Origin of the sequence: Pseudoalteromonas sp. NGC95 (assembly GCF_015864705.1) — a bacterium.
GTDB classification, from domain to species: domain Bacteria; phylum Pseudomonadota; class Gammaproteobacteria; order Enterobacterales; family Alteromonadaceae; genus Pseudoalteromonas; species Pseudoalteromonas arctica.
Map to the genome: position 1 here is coordinate 44,833 of NZ_JADYWR010000017.1, position 15,838 is coordinate 60,670.

Sequence of the window (15,838 nt, forward strand, 5' to 3'; positions counted from 1 at the left end):
AATGAATAAGTTCAGCTCAATTTAGCTTATTATTTATATGCATAGGTTATAAATACAATGAAAGCATAAAGGTATTTAATTATCTCTAAAAATGGCTTTGCTGTTTGTCTTATTGCTCGGCACACATTTTACTTTGCAAAATACACTATGCTTTTATAAAGCACGCAACCACTGAATTTACCGCTCAGCAAATAGGCGATTTGGTCGGTGTTAGTCGCTCTACAGCACGCCGTTACTTAGAGTATTTACTTGAATCAGGTAAGTTAACAGCGGATCAAAGTTATGGCAGTATTGGCCGCCCTGAACGTTGCTATAAAATAGCGAAGTAACTTTGTGTATCTGATGCTCAAATCTTAAATTCTATATATTTCAATGCTTTGCGTTTATTTTGTTATGTTTGATATTTAATAGATACTGACGATAAAAAAAATATGTTGAATTGATTGCATTTTAAGCGGCTTGTATGGTGATGTTCGCTTTAAGTGATGTTATACTCCTGCCGAATAATTTATCGACTTTATTAAGAGTAAAATTAATGGCAGATTTATCGAAGTACAGAAACATTGGTATTTTCGCGCACGTTGATGCGGGTAAAACCACGACTACTGAGCGTATCCTAAAGCTTACTGGTCAAATCCATAAAACAGGTGAGGTTCATGATGGTGAATCTACTACTGACTTCATGGAACAAGAAGCTGAGCGCGGTATTACTATTCAGTCTGCGGCTGTAAGCTGTTTCTGGAAAGATCACCGTTTTAACGTTATCGATACTCCTGGACACGTTGACTTCACAGTTGAAGTTTACCGTTCGCTTAAAGTACTTGATGGCGGTGTTGGTGTGTTCTGTGGTTCTGGTGGTGTTGAACCACAATCAGAAACTAACTGGCGTTATGCTAATGACTCAGAAGTTGCACGTATTATCTTCGTTAACAAATTAGACCGTATGGGTGCTGATTTTTACCGTGTAACTGAGCAAGTACGTAAAGTACTTGGTGCTGTACCACTAATCATGACTTTACCAATTGGTATTGAAGATGAATTTGTTGGTGTTGTAGATGTTTTAACTAAAAAAGCATACGTTTGGGATGACACTGGTCTTCCTGAAAACTACGAAATCACAGACGTTCCTGCAGACATGGTAGAAAAAACTGACGAGTATTATGAAATGCTTGTTGAAACTGCCCTTGAGCAAGACGATGAACTACTTGAAGCTTACATGGAAGGTGAAGCACCTTCTGAAGAAGACATCAAACGTTGTATCCGTAAAGGTACTCGTGACCTTGCTTTCTTCCCTACATACTGTGGTTCTGCGTTTAAGAACAAAGGTATGCAGCTTATTCTTGACGCTGTTGTTGATTACTTACCAGCTCCTACAGAAGTTGATCCTCAACCTCTTATGGATGAAGAAGGTAACGAAAATGGCGAATTTGCAATCGTTTCTGCAGATGAACCTTTCAAAGCGTTAGCATTCAAAATAATGGATGACCGTTTTGGTGCATTAACATTCGTACGTATTTACTCAGGTAAACTAAACAAGGGTGACACTATCCTTAACTCGTTTACTGGTAAAACTGAGCGTGTTGGCCGTATGGTTGAGATGCAAGCAGATGATCGTAACGAATTAACTAGCGCACAAGCTGGTGACATCATTGCTATCGTAGGTATGAAAAACGTGCAAACTGGTCACACTCTATGTGATCCTAAGCACCCAGTAACACTTGAGCCAATGGTATTCCCAACTCCAGTAATCTCGATTGCTGTACAGCCTAAAGATAAAGGCGGTAATGAGAAAATGGGTGTTGCTATCGGTAAAATGGTTGCAGAAGATCCATCTTTCCAAGTTGAGACTGATGAAGATTCAGGCGAGACTATCCTTAAAGGTATGGGTGAGCTTCACTTAGATATCAAAGTAGATATTCTTAAGCGTACTTACGGCGTAGACCTTATTGTTGGTCAACCACAAGTTGCTTACCGTGAAACTATCACTAAAGAAATTGAAGATAGCTACACGCATAAGAAACAATCTGGTGGTTCTGGTCAGTTCGGTAAAATCGACTACCGCATCAAGCCAGGCGAAGTTGCTTCAGGTTTCACGTTTAAATCATCAGTTGTTGGTGGTAACGTACCTAAAGAATTCTGGCCTGCAGTTGAGAAAGGCTTCAAATCAATGATGGGTACTGGTGTTCTAGCTGGCTTCCCTGTACTTGACGTTGAAATTGAACTTTTCGACGGTGGTTTCCATGCTGTGGATTCATCTGCAATCGCGTTCGAAATCGCAGCTAAAGGCGCTTTCCGTCAATCGATCCCTAAAGCGGGCGCACAACTTCTTGAACCAATCATGAATGTTGACGTGTTCACTCCAGAAGATCACGTTGGTGACGTAATCGGTGACCTTAACCGTCGTCGTGGTATGATGAAAGACCAAGAAGCTGGTTTAACAGGCAGCCGTATTAAAGCTGACGTACCGTTATCAGAAATGTTCGGTTACATCGGTACACTACGTACAATGACATCTGGTCGTGGTCAGTTCTCTATGGAGTTCTCACACTACGCTGCATGTCCGCAAAACGTTGCTGATACAGTAATCGCTGCAGAAAAAGAGAAAAAAGCTGCTAAGTAATTAGCGCTTTAACTCTTTAAAAAAACCCGCACATGTTGCGGGTTTTTTATTGCCTATAATTTGGTTTTATTTTTTTAGTTGTTTATAACTACTTTTTATTATTAATTAGTCCTATGTTACTAATTAATAAAAAGGTACTAGAGAGCAATTTATTTACCTCAATTACTTAATTGGTTGGTTTATAAGAGGTTAATTGTAAAGTAAATGTAACTGTATGAATTTTAAGAACTTCTATTGATGCATCTATATACGTAATGTAGAATACTAGCACTTTTAGACTAGAGCTCTAAAGTCAGATAAGGAAGTCTCCGCAGCAGAGACGTTTGCTATTAATTCTATATAAGACGTAACAATCATGAAGTCTATTAAATTAGCACCAAACTGGTGGCTACAATTTACAAAATGCGTTTTAGCATTCAGCTTAATATTTTTAATTCATATTATATTTTCTGTGAACCTAAAAATTGTTTTTCTCACTGTAATGCCAGCTCTACTGATTATTACTACTTTTAATATTCTTCATCTTCGTTTTTTACATTGTTATAAAGCAGGCATTTGTTATACGCGTTTATGCACAAAGCGTTATATCAATAGCGAGGAAATTAGTTGCGTATCATTTAGTTCGTTTTTTCTTTTCACCATTTTTAAGGTGGAGTTAGATAATGGTAAAACGTTCCATTTTTATAACTGGCAACTTGATGATGAAACGCAATCAGCTATTTCTAAAATGTACTGCAATAAGTTAGCTAACAAAATTGAAAGTATTAGCGATAAATGCAATGCTTGATCTTTAATTTAGATAGCAAAAAGGAGCGATTAATCGCTCCTTTTTTGTTTTTGTATTTTATAACGCGCTAATTAAACTTTTTTATAGCCTTAGCTTTTAGCGCTTTCATCTTTAGCCTGCGTGGCTTCTTAAAAGACTGGATAGGCATTGTTACCAGCTGCTCTTGTGGTAGTGCCGGTATTGTTTGTGGATAAGCACCTTCCTTTGGTACCGAAATTTCTTTTAGATGTATTTTAAGTGCTTCTAGAGTTGAGTCGTTATCAACTTCACTAGGGCAAATAAATATACCTAACTTTCTTAGTTGTACACCGAGTTTAATGCTACTGGTATAACGGATAATCGGAGCGCCTAATACTAAGCCCAGCAATATAGGTGATAACCACCAAAAGAATACGGGCGTGAAGTAGTAAGCCGTACAACCCCATGCAATAGCCACAATAGTTGAGAATAACGTATAACCAAACGCCTCTTTCCACGGAACCATACGACCTTCGCGCGGTTGTGCATCCCACTTCACTTTTTTACCTAAAAACACACAAAGTACAAAGTAAGCATGAAATACCATCATTAATGGGGCAACAATAATAGCAAATACGGTTTCAATGATTGAACCTAGTATGAGCTTAATTGAACCACCAAAGCGTTTGTTTCTATGTATTAAGGTTACTATTATGCCCATTAGTTTAGGCATTAATAAAATAACAATAGTTAAATACAAGAGTGAATCAATCAGATCGGTTTTAGCTATTTGCCATGTAGGGAATAATTGATAAACACGGTTAAAGTACACATCACTATTTAATGCGCGCGTTACTGCGTCAATAGTACTTAGCGCTAGCATTGAGAGCCAAATTAGTGATGAAATATAGGCTGTGGCACCGAGTAAAAAGTGTAGCTTACTCATTAATTTTAATTTGGATGACGATAGTAAACCTAAGTGCTGAATATTACCTTGCACCCAGCGTCTATCGCGTACAGCGTAGTCTAGAATGTTACTTGGTACTTCTTCATAGCTACCTTCAATATCTGATAGCAACAATACATCCCAACCAGCACTGTGAAGTAGTGAAGCTTCTACAAAGTCATGACTTAAAATTTCGCCGCCAAAAGGTGCATTACCTTTTAGTGTTGGCAAGCCACAGCACGTTATAAATGCTTCAACTCTAATGATTGCATTATGACCCCAGTAGTTGGCTTTATCAGTTTGCCAAAAAGCTGAGCCAGTAGCGAGCATTGGGCTATATAGCACTGACGCAAACTGTAAAAAGCGGCCAAAAAAGGTATCTTGACGAACAGGGATCGGAATAGTTTGGATCAGGCCTGCTTGTGGGTTGTTGAGCATACTTGTAGTAAGCTCTAACATACATTTCCCGGTCATTACGCTATCTGCATCAAGCACAATCATATGGTCGTACTGGCTGCCCCAGCGCTCACAAAAGTCGGTTAGGTTACCTACTTTACGGTGTTTGTTATCTTCGCGACGACGGTAAAAAACGTGTTTTGCTGTATCACCTAAACGTTCACACAATGCATGCCATGCACTTAGCTCGTTTTTAGCTATTTCTGGGTCTTGCGTGTCGCTTAATAAGTAAAAATCAAAGTTTGCAAGTTGACCTGTTTCTTTTAACGATTGCAGACTAACTTCAAAGCCCGCGATAACACGGTGGGTGTCTTCGTTGTAAATAGGCATTACAACTGCGGTTTTTTGGGCGTTAATTGCTTCACTATTGAACTCAATTGGTTTAATACGCTTTAGCGTAAGTGGGTCAATTCGAAACAGCTGTAATACAAAGCCGATTGTTCCACTACAAAATGCCGTTACAATCCAGGCAAAAGTGATTGAGAATAATACTAAAAGAGCATACTCAAGTAATGTCATACCGTTTGAGCTTAAAATCTCAAACATAATAGATATGCCGTAGCCAGATGTGCCAAGCGCTGCAATAGCAAATAGCCAAACTCTTAATGTTTTGAATGGCATTGGAGTGCCCTCACCTTTATTACTTGATGTCATTTGGGTACCAAACATAACTCCATACCTCGCTAATTTCTTTATCACGTAGTTTTAACGATAAACGCATATCAACGGGTTGATCGTCCTGTGGTGCAATTTTAAAGGCTACACGCCATCCTCGTGAATCAGGCAGTTTTTGTACATTCACGTCGGTTACTTCGCCTGTTGTAAGTTGAATGTCGGCATCTAGCTTTAACTGTTCAGAGAGTTGATTTATTTCTGACCCAGTAAAATCAACAGTAAATTGGCGATGGCTTTTTGGTGGCGGGTTGTCCTCACCAGGTAAAGCAGCACTACCGATCCTTGTGCGCAGTACTCTCGCTTTTTCGTGCTGAGTTAAAACTGCATTAAAGGTCGTCATTTTGTAGCTTAGCTTTAATGAATCACCGGCTTTCATTGGTTTTTCTGGTACCCAGTAACTGACGATATTGTCGTTAGTTTCTGTGTCAGTAGGTATTTCTACAAGCTCTACACGACCATTTCCCCATTCACCTTGTGGTTCGATCCATAGGCTAGGGCGGTTGTGGTAATGTGCTTCTGTGTCCAGATAGTTATTAAAATCTCTGTCTCGTTGAGCTAACCCAAAACCTTTTGGATTATTGTATGAAAACGAAGTTACACTTAGCTGTGAAGGGTTGTTAAGAGGGCGCCATATCCATTTATCATCAGCAGATTGAGTTAATAGGCCATCCGAGTCATGAACTTCAGGGCGATAGTCATCAAAAAATTTGGTACTGTTTTCACCGTGGTAAAACATACTCGTTAATGGAGCTACACCGAGCTTTTTAATATCTTTACGCGCAAATATCTGCACATCAACATCAACTAGCATATTAGTTGTAGGGTCAACACTAAACTTGTATGCACCCGATATAGATGGGCTATCTAATAATGCAAAAATGGTAATTTGTGTTTGGTCGGCCTTTGGTTTAACTAACCAAAACTCTTTGAACATTGGAAATTCTTCACCCGAATTTTCTGCAGTATCAATGGCAAGGCCTCTAGCTGATAATCCATAAACTTGCTGGGGGCCAACAACTCTAAAATACGATGCTCCCTGAAATACCATTACTTCGTCTTTATACTCGTTAGTATTTAATGGGTAATGTAAGCGAAATCCAGCATGGCCTAGTTGAGTATCCGCAACACTTTTAGCTATTTCTTCTTGTAGTGGTGCAGCCGTGCCATCGTATTGGTAAAAGTCAGTACTGAAAGGTAAGCGACTGCGTTTAGAGTCGCTATCAACAGTATTTATTGTCACAGGTGTTTTATATAAAAAACCAGGATGGAATAATTGCAGCTCGTACAGGCCTTCATCTTTCCATACTGCTTTGTCTTTTTTAAATCGAATTGAACGGTAATCTTGATAATCAATATTGTTAAGTGCTTCAAGCTCAATGTTTTTAGGCGCCACGTATTCTTCGCTTGCTAACTTTTTAGCGCGGGCGCTAATTACGTCAAATAAGCTACTTTGTGGGATTGCTACATCAACGGTTGCAGCAATCGCTTGGTTGCTATTGCCCCAAGTTGAAAAAATAATAAGTAGACCCAGTAGTGGTGCTGACTTCTTTTGCCATTTAGGCAGATTTTGGGTTAGTTGTTTCATTCTCATTCCTTTATAAAAACACGACTTATTTTTACGTTTAGGGTAAATATTGATTTCTTTGTAAGTATCTTCTAGATTACTAAAGCAAGAAGTGAACCCTTTAAAAGTTTATATTTTTCAATAGGTAAACTTATCACATGTAACTCATTGAGGTTTTTTGTGTAAAATTCACTCAAATGTATGTAGTTGTTACTGATTAATGACTAGAAGATTTACGGATCGTATGAACATAGTACGTGGGGTTTAATGAAGCTTGTCTGAATTACATTTGTATAAAATAAAAAAGCCGCAAGAGCGGCTTTTAAATGTTTAGATTTAACTTAGTTATTTCTTTTTAAATCGACGCACTATTGATAGTGGTGCTAAAAGAAGTGATAACCATAATAATGAACCTGAATCGTCATCATCAGAGCTCGCTTCAGTGACGTTAATTGTAACCGTTACCGATTCAGATACGTTGTCTACGCTATCTTTCGCTTGCACTGATAGTGTAATTGTACCTTCAGCGTCAAAATCAAGTTCACCGGCTACAATAAGTTGACCTTGTTCATTGACTGAAATTGTCTCACTACCCGACACTATAAACTCAACCACTGGCGATACATCCGGATTTGGATCACTAAATACGAGCTGACCAATTACTGTTCCGACGGAGCTGCTTTCATCAATTGAGAATGCTTGAGCGGCTGTAATGACTGGTGTTTGTTCCTCAGGAGTTAAAATTACCTCAGATTTAATATCAATAATTACAGGGTCGTGATCTGATGCGCGGTATGCACTTTCAGAGTACAAACTAGATTGTTGACCTTCACTTTTAAACTCTACATTGTAATCAAGAGAAATAGGTTCATCTGCGTTGATGTGCCAATCTGTTGCTGCGACAATTTTGCTAAGTAGTGATTGGGTAGCTACTGCATGATCTAAACTACCTGCGCGACCAGAAAAACTGTAAGAATAACCAAGCGTATCACCATCAATTTCTGCAACTACATTTTTGTAGCCTTTATCAGCAAATGCACGTATAGGATCTTCCATTGCGTAAGCATTCATATCGCCGACTAAAATAGTATCTTCGTCGTCAACACCGGTTGGTTTGCTATCAAGCCAATTTGCGAATGCATTAGCACCTTCTGTGCGTATTTCATTCCAACAGCCTTGTCCATCACCTGAATCTGCATTGTTTCCAGAAGCACTACCACAGCTTTTAGATTTAAGGTGTGACACAGCAACAGTAAATACTTCATCAGTTTCTAATGATTTAAAGCTTTGTGCAATTGGAGCACGGTTACTAAAATCAAATGGAGCCTCAGTCGTAATAGCAGCAGTACCTACTTCTTCTACTTTGTTAGCACGATAGATAAGTGCGGTAGTAATTGCATCGGTACCAATTTGATCTACGTTAAAATCAACAAATGCATAGTTGTTAGCACTATCAGCGTCATTTAATGCATCTACTAAGCTTGCAATTGCACTAAATTCGCCAAAACCATCATTTTCAATTTCCATTAAACCAACAACATCGGCCTGGATAGCGCTAATGGCACTTACAATTTTAGCTTCTTGGCGAGTAAATTCAGCTTCTGAATCTGCACCTCGGGCTGTAGGGAACCCTCCGCCTTGGCCATCACCATTAAAGTAATTAAGTACGTTAAAGCTAGCTACACGTAAATCTGCTTCAGCATTAAGTTCAGGCGCATTTTCACGTGCATTTGTTGCAATAAACGAAGGTGCTACAGTTGGGTGGATTCTGTAAAGGCTAAAGCTATAAGCAAGTGCCCCCGTAACCGTATTAACTGTATCGCCAGTACGTAATGTATTTTCTGCTGATAAGCCTGGAGTTGGGTAGGCTGTAGGGTCTAAGTTTTGTACTGTAGAGCCATCATCTAGTAAAATCTTTTTAAGTAGATTTTCAGTTTCAACTGCATTAGCTGCATCTCCAGGTAATGCAACTTGGGTACCTTGATACAAGCGTTCTGTTGCTAATTCAACTTCACCATATCGACCAAGGCCAAAGTTATTAGTTACTACTAATGGTTGTTCTAATGTAACTAACATACCTTCAAAAGCTTCTAAATCAGTTGTATCAGCTAAAGGTAAAGTGATTTTTGTAGCTGCTGCAGCTAAACCAGTGTCACATACGGCAACTTGGCTAACACTGCCGATTTGTGTTGCATCAAAATATTCTTCTACAGTACCTTGTACACGTACATGGTCGCCTACGTTTACGTCAATATCTGCAAAATAAACAAATACACCTTCAGAGGTGAGAGGATTTGCATCTATGTCAGCAGCAAGTGAGCTAACGAAAAAGCCTTTTAATTGATCATCATCTTGGAAGTCTGCGGTTACAATACCCTCAAACTCTACTAAAGTATCAACAAGCGGGCTTGCAGAGCTATCGCCTTGTATAGCGTTAATTAGTACTTTTTCTGCGCCACAAACAAGTGGTTCAAGTGGTTCTGGTTCTGGAATTGGTTCAGGTGTTGTTCCACCATTACCTGCATGTGAACCTAAGCCATCAAAGTCATCTTGGTCAAACTGTACCCATTCTTCACTTGGGTTAAACTCTGCGTCAGGTGTTGTTCTACCTGCGGTAATACTATCTTTTCTACGAAGTGTTTTATTTTGTGTTTGTACTGCGCCCTCAGACCAAAACGAACCGGGATCTACACCGCGCTGGCCAAAGCTATCGACTACAGTGCTACCTTGCATTAGAACTAACGCATCATCACCATTAAAGTTAGCAACACCATGTTCTAAATCGGCTTTTTCTTTTAGTGCATCATTTGAACTTGAATTAACAACAACAAAGGTACTGTTAGCTGCCAAAGTACCAGACAAATCAAGAGTTGATTGAATTGTAGTTTTGCCATTTACATACAAACTTAGTGAGTACTGATCAAGAGTTAGTGGAGATGACGAGTTATTATAAAGCTCAATTGCTTTATTATTACTGCTTCCCTCTATGTATTCTGAAATGATTAGATCTGCGGAGGCTGGCGCACTGAGACTTGCTATAACAAGTGCGAGTGGTGTTATTTTTGTTTTAAACATTTTTTTATTATTCCCGTGTATTAATCCCAAAATGGGACACCAGTTTAGAGAATAAATATGACGAAAATAATACAAAAATGTAAACGAATGTAAATAAAAGGCGGTTTAACCGCCTTTTTATAAAAACCTTACTTTTTAGCTAGGTATTGTGCGGCTTGCTTAGCAAAATAGGTCAATATTCCATCAGCGCCTGCACGCTTAAATGCAAGTAAAGACTCCATTATAGTAGCTTCCTCACTTAACCAACCGTTATCAATAGCTGCTTTGTGCATTGCATACTCGCCACTTACCTGATATGCGAAAGTAGGTACGCCAAACTCGTCTTTAACACGACGTACAATATCTAAATAAGGCATGCCAGGCTTAACCATGACCATATCAGCGCCTTCTTGTAAGTCTAATGCGACTTCACGTATTGCTTCATCAGAGTTTGCTGGGTCCATTTGGTAGGTTTTTTTATCGGCACCTTTTAAGTTCCCAGCAGAACCTATTGCGTCTCTAAATGGGCCATAGTAGCTAGATGCATATTTAGCTGAGTAGGCCATAATACGGGTATGCACAAACCCATCAGCTTCAAGTGCTTCACGAATTGCAGCAATACGGCCATCCATCATGTCCGAAGGGGCAATTACATCAGCGCCCGCTTCTGCATGCGAGAGTGCTTGTTTAACTAAAATTTCGGTGGTTACGTCGTTTATTACATAGCCTGTGTCATCAATAATGCCGTCTTGACCGTGCGTCGTGAATGGATCAAGTGCACCATCAGTAATTACACCCAACTCAGGAAAGGCTTCTTTTAAAGCGCGAACAGTGCGTTGCACTAAGCCATCGTCATTATATGCTTCTTCGGCAAATAGTGACTTTTTGTCCGCAGGGGTTACCGGAAAAATAGCAACGGCAGGTACGCCAAGATCAACAAGTTCTTTTGCCTCAAGTAATAGTAAATCTATCGATAGACGTTCAATACCAGGCATTGATTCAATTGCTTCGCGACGATTTTTACCTTCTAGTACAAATACAGGGTAAATTAAATCGTTTACGCTAAGTTGGTTTTCGGCCATTAAGCGGCGAGAAAAGTCGCTGCGGCGCATTCTGCGCATGCGAGTATACGGGAAAAGGTCTAATCCTGATTGGGCCATATTAATATGCTCCTACTGTGGTAATGGAAAAGTGATTACTTGATTACGGCCATGTTGTTTTGCGTAATAAAGTGCTTTGTCGGCGCACTCAGTAAAAATTTGAGGGCTGCTAACATCATCAGCAATGCTGGTGTATACACCAGCACTAATTGTAAATTGAATATCATTATTGGCAACCGTTACTGTACTGGCTGAGATAGCTGCTCGTATTTTTTCAGCTATGTCTTTTGCACCTTCGCTGGGGGTATTAGGTAATAGCACCACAAACTCTTCACCGCCATAACGAGCAACTTCATCGAGTGGTCGCTTTAAATGATCTTTTATAAGGTCAGATACAGCTTTAATAACTTGATCGCCAATTATGTGTCCGTATGTATCGTTAATGCTTTTGAATCGGTCTATATCAAGCATAACAATACTAAGCGGCGTTTGTTCTCGACGAGACCGACGAATCTCCATTATTAGCTTTTTATCAAAAAAGCGTCTGTTTTTTATTCCGGTTAAAGCGTCTTCGGTATTGAGTAACTCAAGTGAGCGGTTTTTTTCTTCAAGTTCTCTGAGTGTAACTTGCAATTCAAAGGTGCGTTCGTCGACTTGTGATTCGAGTTCTTGGCGTGTTTTTTCTTGTAACTTTAAGCGCTCTTTAAGTAGCGTATCTTGAGCTGCATTTTCAGCAATCAAGGTTTGCTGAGCAATTACTTCTTCATCACGTTGCAAAATAAATAACTTCATTACACTGTAGCATAGACAAAATGTGCAGCTAAAAAAGCATGTAAATACAAATGCTAATGTACTTCTGTCAAAGGCGTATAGCCCTATTACTGCAACAATAAAATAAAGCATCACCACCAAGAAAAAAACTAATACGAGCAGTAGCGCTTTATTAGGTTTAGAAGGTGATAAACGTATGCACATAAGTGTAGTTGCAATATAAAAGCCTAAAACGATTGGGATAGTAGTTAAGCAAAATAGTGTCACTATATGGGTTGGAAATAGCCAAATAAACAATAACGAGACACCTAATGCATTAACTATCACTTTTTGAACCGTTAGTAAAAAAGAGGGCTTTGGATGGCAAATTTGCTTTTGTAAAGGCAAAAACATTAAAGCAATAAGCATAAGTAATATAGGGATCATAACTTGCTGTAACGCTGGCAAATTAGGGTGAATATATTTTAGGCCAAAGCCACAAATGTAGGCTAATAAGCTACCTAATGTGAGGGTAATTAATCCAGCATAAACAAAATAACGTTTACGTGAAAAACTATATAAAACTAAGCAACTCACGCCTAAAGAAAATATAAAACCAATCAATAAGCCATAGAGTAAATTAAGTTTACCTTTATGTGCCAAATAAGCTTCTGGTTGCCACAGCGTTAAAGGGACTCGCAAGCCGGAGCTATTCGTCACTCTCATAATAATAATGGTTTCGCTATTTGCAGGGCTAATTAGTTTAACTAATAAAGATTCACTCTTAATCGCACGTTTATTAAGGGGGTATGCATCGCCAATTTGGGTGTGAGAAATTAATTGCGAGTTATGTAACTGATATACTTGAACGTCGTTTAGCAGAGGGTTGTTTAGTGACAACAGTTGTTCGGTATTATAACTAAGCGTGTTTTTTATTTTAAATTTCATCCATACAGAACGCTGCTCAAGACCTAGGTTAAGAGGTTTACCTGTGTTTTTTTGCCACTGTATATGGCTACTTTGATGTGCATCTAATAGCGAAGTTGGTTCAAAAGAGTAATGCAGGTTATTAATGTTTTGGGAGTTAAAAACATGTTTTATTATTACAGGGCTTGCGAAAGAGCAAAAAGTGCAAAGAAGCATCAATAGACTTAGTAATGCTTTTGCGCACGCCATTAGCAGCTCTTTAAACCAAAAACATTGTAAAAGTTTTCTGTAGTTTTGCGGGCCACAACTTCTTCATCTATTTGATAAAGTTGCGCAACTGTTTGGCAAATATAAGGAAGCAGAGCAGGTTCATTTTTACGCGATTTAGGTTTTGGCTTAACTGTTCGTGGAATTAAAAATGGTGCATCAGTTTCTATTAATAATCGATCTAGAGGAATGCTAGGCACTAGTTGTTGTAAATCTTTACCACGCCTTTCATCACATACCCAACCCGTTATACCAATATACAGACCTAAATCTAAATATTGCTTTAGAGCTGCTGAGTTACCCGTAAAGCAGTGGAGTACACCGCGAATATTAAACTCTTTTAAAATACTTAGCATGTCGTCACTTGCATCACGTTCATGTAAGTAAACAGGTAAATCTAATTTTTCGGCAAGTGCTAGGTGGCGTCTAAAAACACTACGCTGTACATCGCGAGGCGAAAAGTCACGGTTATAATCAAGGCCGCATTCACCAATCGCTATGACTTGCTTATTGTTTGCAAGTGCAGTTAATTGTGCTTCTAATTCATTCGTCGCCGATTTAGCATCATGTGGGTGGACACCCGCCGTAGAATATTGAAGATGTTTTATCGCAAGTTCAAGTGATTGCTGACTACTCGCAATATCACAACCTATCATAAGCATATTTGTAACACCGGCTTCGCTTGCACGGGTAATTACATCATGATGCTGGTCATCAAATTGATGATTAGTTAAGTTAACTCCAGCATCAATTAACGTATATGACATTACTTAGTACGTTTAACGCGAATAGAGCGGTTTTTACCGTCTTGTTTCAGTAAAAAGGAGTTAAATGCACCACGGCTGATTACAATTGTATCGTTTTCTTTTAAACGCATGCGGTCAGAGCCAATTTGACGCCATTGTTGGCCGTTATCTAGCGAAATAATTAACTCGCCATAAGCTGCTTCTTTCACTGAAGTAACCATAGCTTTAATTTCAGTCTCTTTTTCTACCTGTGATTCTTTGTGCTCTAAGCCAAAATCGTCAGTTTTTGCCTTTGCTTGCATTGGTGCAGCAGCTACGACTTGAGGTACATTGTTAGCCGTTGGTGGAGTGAGCGTTTTTGTTATTGTTGGCTTTGTTAGTGATTTACCAGTAATTGTATTGTCATAGCAAAGTAATCGGTTAAAGTCATTTTCAATAAAGCTACATGCTTGCAGGGCCTGAGTATTCAATTCAGTTTGCGTAGCAAAAGTAGGCGTACTTAATAAAACCAATAGTGAGAGTAGTTGTTTTTTCATTTTATTCCTCAGATTCTTTTTGTGGTTTGGCGGTATAAAATTTTGCTAAAATTAAACCTAGTTCAAACAAAAGAAGCATCGGAAATGCTAATAATGTTTGTGATAAAACATCAGGCGGTGTTAGGAACATCGCCACTACAAAAACACCCACGACGATATAAGGGCGCTTTTCTTTTAAACTTTTTGTTGTTGTTGCGCCACTCCAGCATAGCAGCATAATAGCTACTGGAATTTCGAAAGCGATACCGAATGCAAAAAATAGTTTTAATACAAACCCTAAATAGCTACTTATATCGGGCGCAAGAGTCATCATCTCTGGGCCGGTACTTGTAAAAAAGCCTAAAATAATTGGCAGAACTACAAAATAACAAAAAGCTATGCCGCCATAAAATAATATTATACTTGAGGCGAGAATGGGCATGAGCATTTTCTTTTCGTGCTGATATAACCCCGGTGCTATAAAGCCCCAAATTTGATGCAATATCCACGGAATCGACGCAAATAAAGCGACAAATAAAGTAAGTTTGAAAGGTGCAAAAAAGGGTGCAGTTACATCGGTTGCAATCATAGTCGCAGTACTTGGCAAATGCGAAACTAACGGCTGTGCAACAAAGGCGTAAATATCATTCGCAAAATATACTATGGCAATGAAAATAACTAAAATGCTCAATAGTGCTTTTATTAGCCGATCACGTAACTCAATTAAATGCGCTACAAACCCCGATTTTACTTCCTCAGCCATTATTTTTTATACCATGTAGTAAGTTGACCACAAAGTGAGAAATAAATTTCACTTTTTCTCATCAAGTTGTTGGTTATTTGATGTATCAGATTGTGTTTTTTTGTAGCTGTGAGTAACTGATTCAGCCGCTTTTTGTAGCTCTGTTAATGAACTTTGTAGCTCAGGGCTTAAGTCTTTTAGTTCTTGTTGTTCTGCTTTTTTAAGGTTTTCGTGAAGTTCATGAATACGCAGTTCTTCACTTACTTCGGCTTTTACCGAGTTGGCAAGTGATTTAGCGGTTTTAACCCATTTACTCACTGTTCTAATAGCAACAGGTAAGCGCTCAGGACCGAGCACCACTAAGCCAACAATAAAAATAACAACAAGCTCCCACATCCCCATACTAATTAAACCTTATTGCTATCTTTGTTTTTTTCAGTATTGGTTGAGTCGTCAACGGTGCTTTTTTCTGATTGTTGAATTTGCTCTGATTTTTCTTGCTCACTCGCTGTGTCGTCCGACATTGCTTTTTTGAAGCCTTTAACAGCGCCTCCAATATCACCACCCATACCGCGTAGTTTTTTTGTGCCGAAAAGTAAAACTATGATCGCTAAAACAATTAATAATTGCCAAATACTAATACCACCAAAACCCATGGTTTTCTCCAATATATAAAACGGTTAAATGTATATTTTAAATACTAATTATACGCCCAATAGCGCAAATAGCAC

Annotated in this window: 11 protein-coding genes and 1 pseudogene; 2 read left to right on the forward strand and 10 right to left on the reverse strand. The window is 38.8% G+C overall.

Annotation, left to right across the window (positions count from 1 at the left end; all coding sequences use genetic code 11):
• Nucleotides 1-125 precede the first annotated feature (125 nt).
• Nucleotides 126-329 (forward strand): annotated as a pseudogene (locus I6E70_RS15200) (HTH domain-containing protein); the annotation flags it as partial.
• Between the two features lie 206 nt (nucleotides 330-535).
• Complete coding sequence (fusA, locus tag I6E70_RS15205) at nucleotides 536-2,620, forward strand: elongation factor G (RefSeq protein WP_007579829.1); 2,085 nt, start codon at nucleotides 536-538, stop codon at nucleotides 2,618-2,620.
• Nucleotides 2,621-3,474: 854 nt separating this feature from the next.
• Here the strand turns inward: fusA and mdoH are convergent.
• From mdoH to tatA, 10 genes are all read right to left on the reverse strand, one after another.
• Nucleotides 3,475-5,436: a glucans biosynthesis glucosyltransferase MdoH gene (gene mdoH, locus I6E70_RS15210; RefSeq protein WP_197189049.1), complete on the reverse strand. Its 1,962-nt coding sequence runs from the start codon at nucleotides 5,434-5,436 to the stop codon at nucleotides 3,475-3,477.
• A complete protein-coding gene (locus tag I6E70_RS15215; RefSeq protein WP_197189050.1) occupies nucleotides 5,408-7,027 on the reverse strand; it encodes a glucan biosynthesis protein G in 1,620 nt (539 codons plus the stop codon). The genes mdoH and I6E70_RS15215 overlap by 29 nt, the downstream gene beginning before the upstream one ends.
• A gap of 324 nt (nucleotides 7,028-7,351) precedes the next feature.
• Nucleotides 7,352-10,081 (reverse strand): ExeM/NucH family extracellular endonuclease, encoded by a 2,730-nt coding sequence (locus I6E70_RS15220; protein ID WP_197189051.1) that lies wholly within the window; start codon nucleotides 10,079-10,081, stop codon nucleotides 7,352-7,354.
• A 128-nt stretch (nucleotides 10,082-10,209) separates the two neighbouring features.
• Entirely contained in the window at nucleotides 10,210-11,220 is a 1,011-nt protein-coding gene (hemB, locus tag I6E70_RS15225; protein ID WP_024609387.1) for a porphobilinogen synthase, read from the reverse strand.
• A gap of 12 nt (nucleotides 11,221-11,232) precedes the next feature.
• Nucleotides 11,233-13,086: a sensor domain-containing diguanylate cyclase gene (locus I6E70_RS15230; protein WP_197189052.1), complete on the reverse strand. Its 1,854-nt coding sequence runs from the start codon at nucleotides 13,084-13,086 to the stop codon at nucleotides 11,233-11,235.
• Nucleotides 13,086-13,871: a TatD family hydrolase gene (locus I6E70_RS15235; RefSeq protein WP_121953984.1), complete on the reverse strand. Its 786-nt coding sequence runs from the start codon at nucleotides 13,869-13,871 to the stop codon at nucleotides 13,086-13,088. The genes I6E70_RS15230 and I6E70_RS15235 overlap by 1 nt, the downstream gene beginning before the upstream one ends.
• Nucleotides 13,871-14,386, reverse strand: coding sequence for a hypothetical protein (locus tag I6E70_RS15240; RefSeq protein WP_197189053.1), 516 nt, complete (start codon nucleotides 14,384-14,386; stop codon nucleotides 13,871-13,873). Before I6E70_RS15240 ends, I6E70_RS15235 begins: the two co-directional genes overlap by 1 nt.
• A gap of 1 nt (nucleotide 14,387) precedes the next feature.
• Entirely contained in the window at nucleotides 14,388-15,128 is a 741-nt protein-coding gene (gene tatC / locus I6E70_RS15245; RefSeq protein ID WP_121953986.1) for a twin-arginine translocase subunit TatC, read from the reverse strand.
• A 48-nt stretch (nucleotides 15,129-15,176) separates the two neighbouring features.
• The gene (tatB, locus tag I6E70_RS15250) at nucleotides 15,177-15,509 is read right to left on the reverse strand and encodes a Sec-independent protein translocase protein TatB (protein WP_007579851.1); all 333 of its coding nucleotides are present in this window, start codon (nucleotides 15,507-15,509) and stop codon (nucleotides 15,177-15,179) included.
• 5 nt (nucleotides 15,510-15,514) lie between these two features.
• Entirely contained in the window at nucleotides 15,515-15,763 is a 249-nt protein-coding gene (tatA, locus tag I6E70_RS15255) for a Sec-independent protein translocase subunit TatA (RefSeq protein WP_007579853.1), read from the reverse strand.
• Between the last annotated feature and the right edge of the window lie 75 nt (nucleotides 15,764-15,838).

Coding starts and splice junctions, on each gene's coding strand:
- fusA (WP_007579829.1), top strand. CDS start 536: ATGGCAGATTTATCGAAGTACAGAAACATTGGTATTTTCGCGCACGTT.
- mdoH (WP_197189049.1), bottom strand. CDS start 5,436: ATGTTTGGTACCCAAATGACATCAAGTAATAAAGGTGAGGGCACTCCA.
- I6E70_RS15215 (WP_197189050.1), bottom strand. CDS start 7,027: ATGAAACAACTAACCCAAAATCTGCCTAAATGGCAAAAGAAGTCAGCA.
- I6E70_RS15220 (WP_197189051.1), bottom strand. CDS start 10,081: ATGTTTAAAACAAAAATAACACCACTCGCACTTGTTATAGCAAGTCTC.
- hemB (WP_024609387.1), bottom strand. CDS start 11,220: ATGGCCCAATCAGGATTAGACCTTTTCCCGTATACTCGCATGCGCAGA.
- I6E70_RS15230 (WP_197189052.1), bottom strand. CDS start 13,086: ATGGCGTGCGCAAAAGCATTACTAAGTCTATTGATGCTTCTTTGCACT.
- I6E70_RS15235 (WP_121953984.1), bottom strand. CDS start 13,871: ATGTCATATACGTTAATTGATGCTGGAGTTAACTTAACTAATCATCAA.
- I6E70_RS15240 (WP_197189053.1), bottom strand. CDS start 14,386: ATGAAAAAACAACTACTCTCACTATTGGTTTTATTAAGTACGCCTACT.
- tatC (WP_121953986.1), bottom strand. CDS start 15,128: ATGGCTGAGGAAGTAAAATCGGGGTTTGTAGCGCATTTAATTGAGTTA.
- tatB (WP_007579851.1), bottom strand. CDS start 15,509: ATGGGGATGTGGGAGCTTGTTGTTATTTTTATTGTTGGCTTAGTGGTG.
- tatA (WP_007579853.1), bottom strand. CDS start 15,763: ATGGGTTTTGGTGGTATTAGTATTTGGCAATTATTAATTGTTTTAGCG.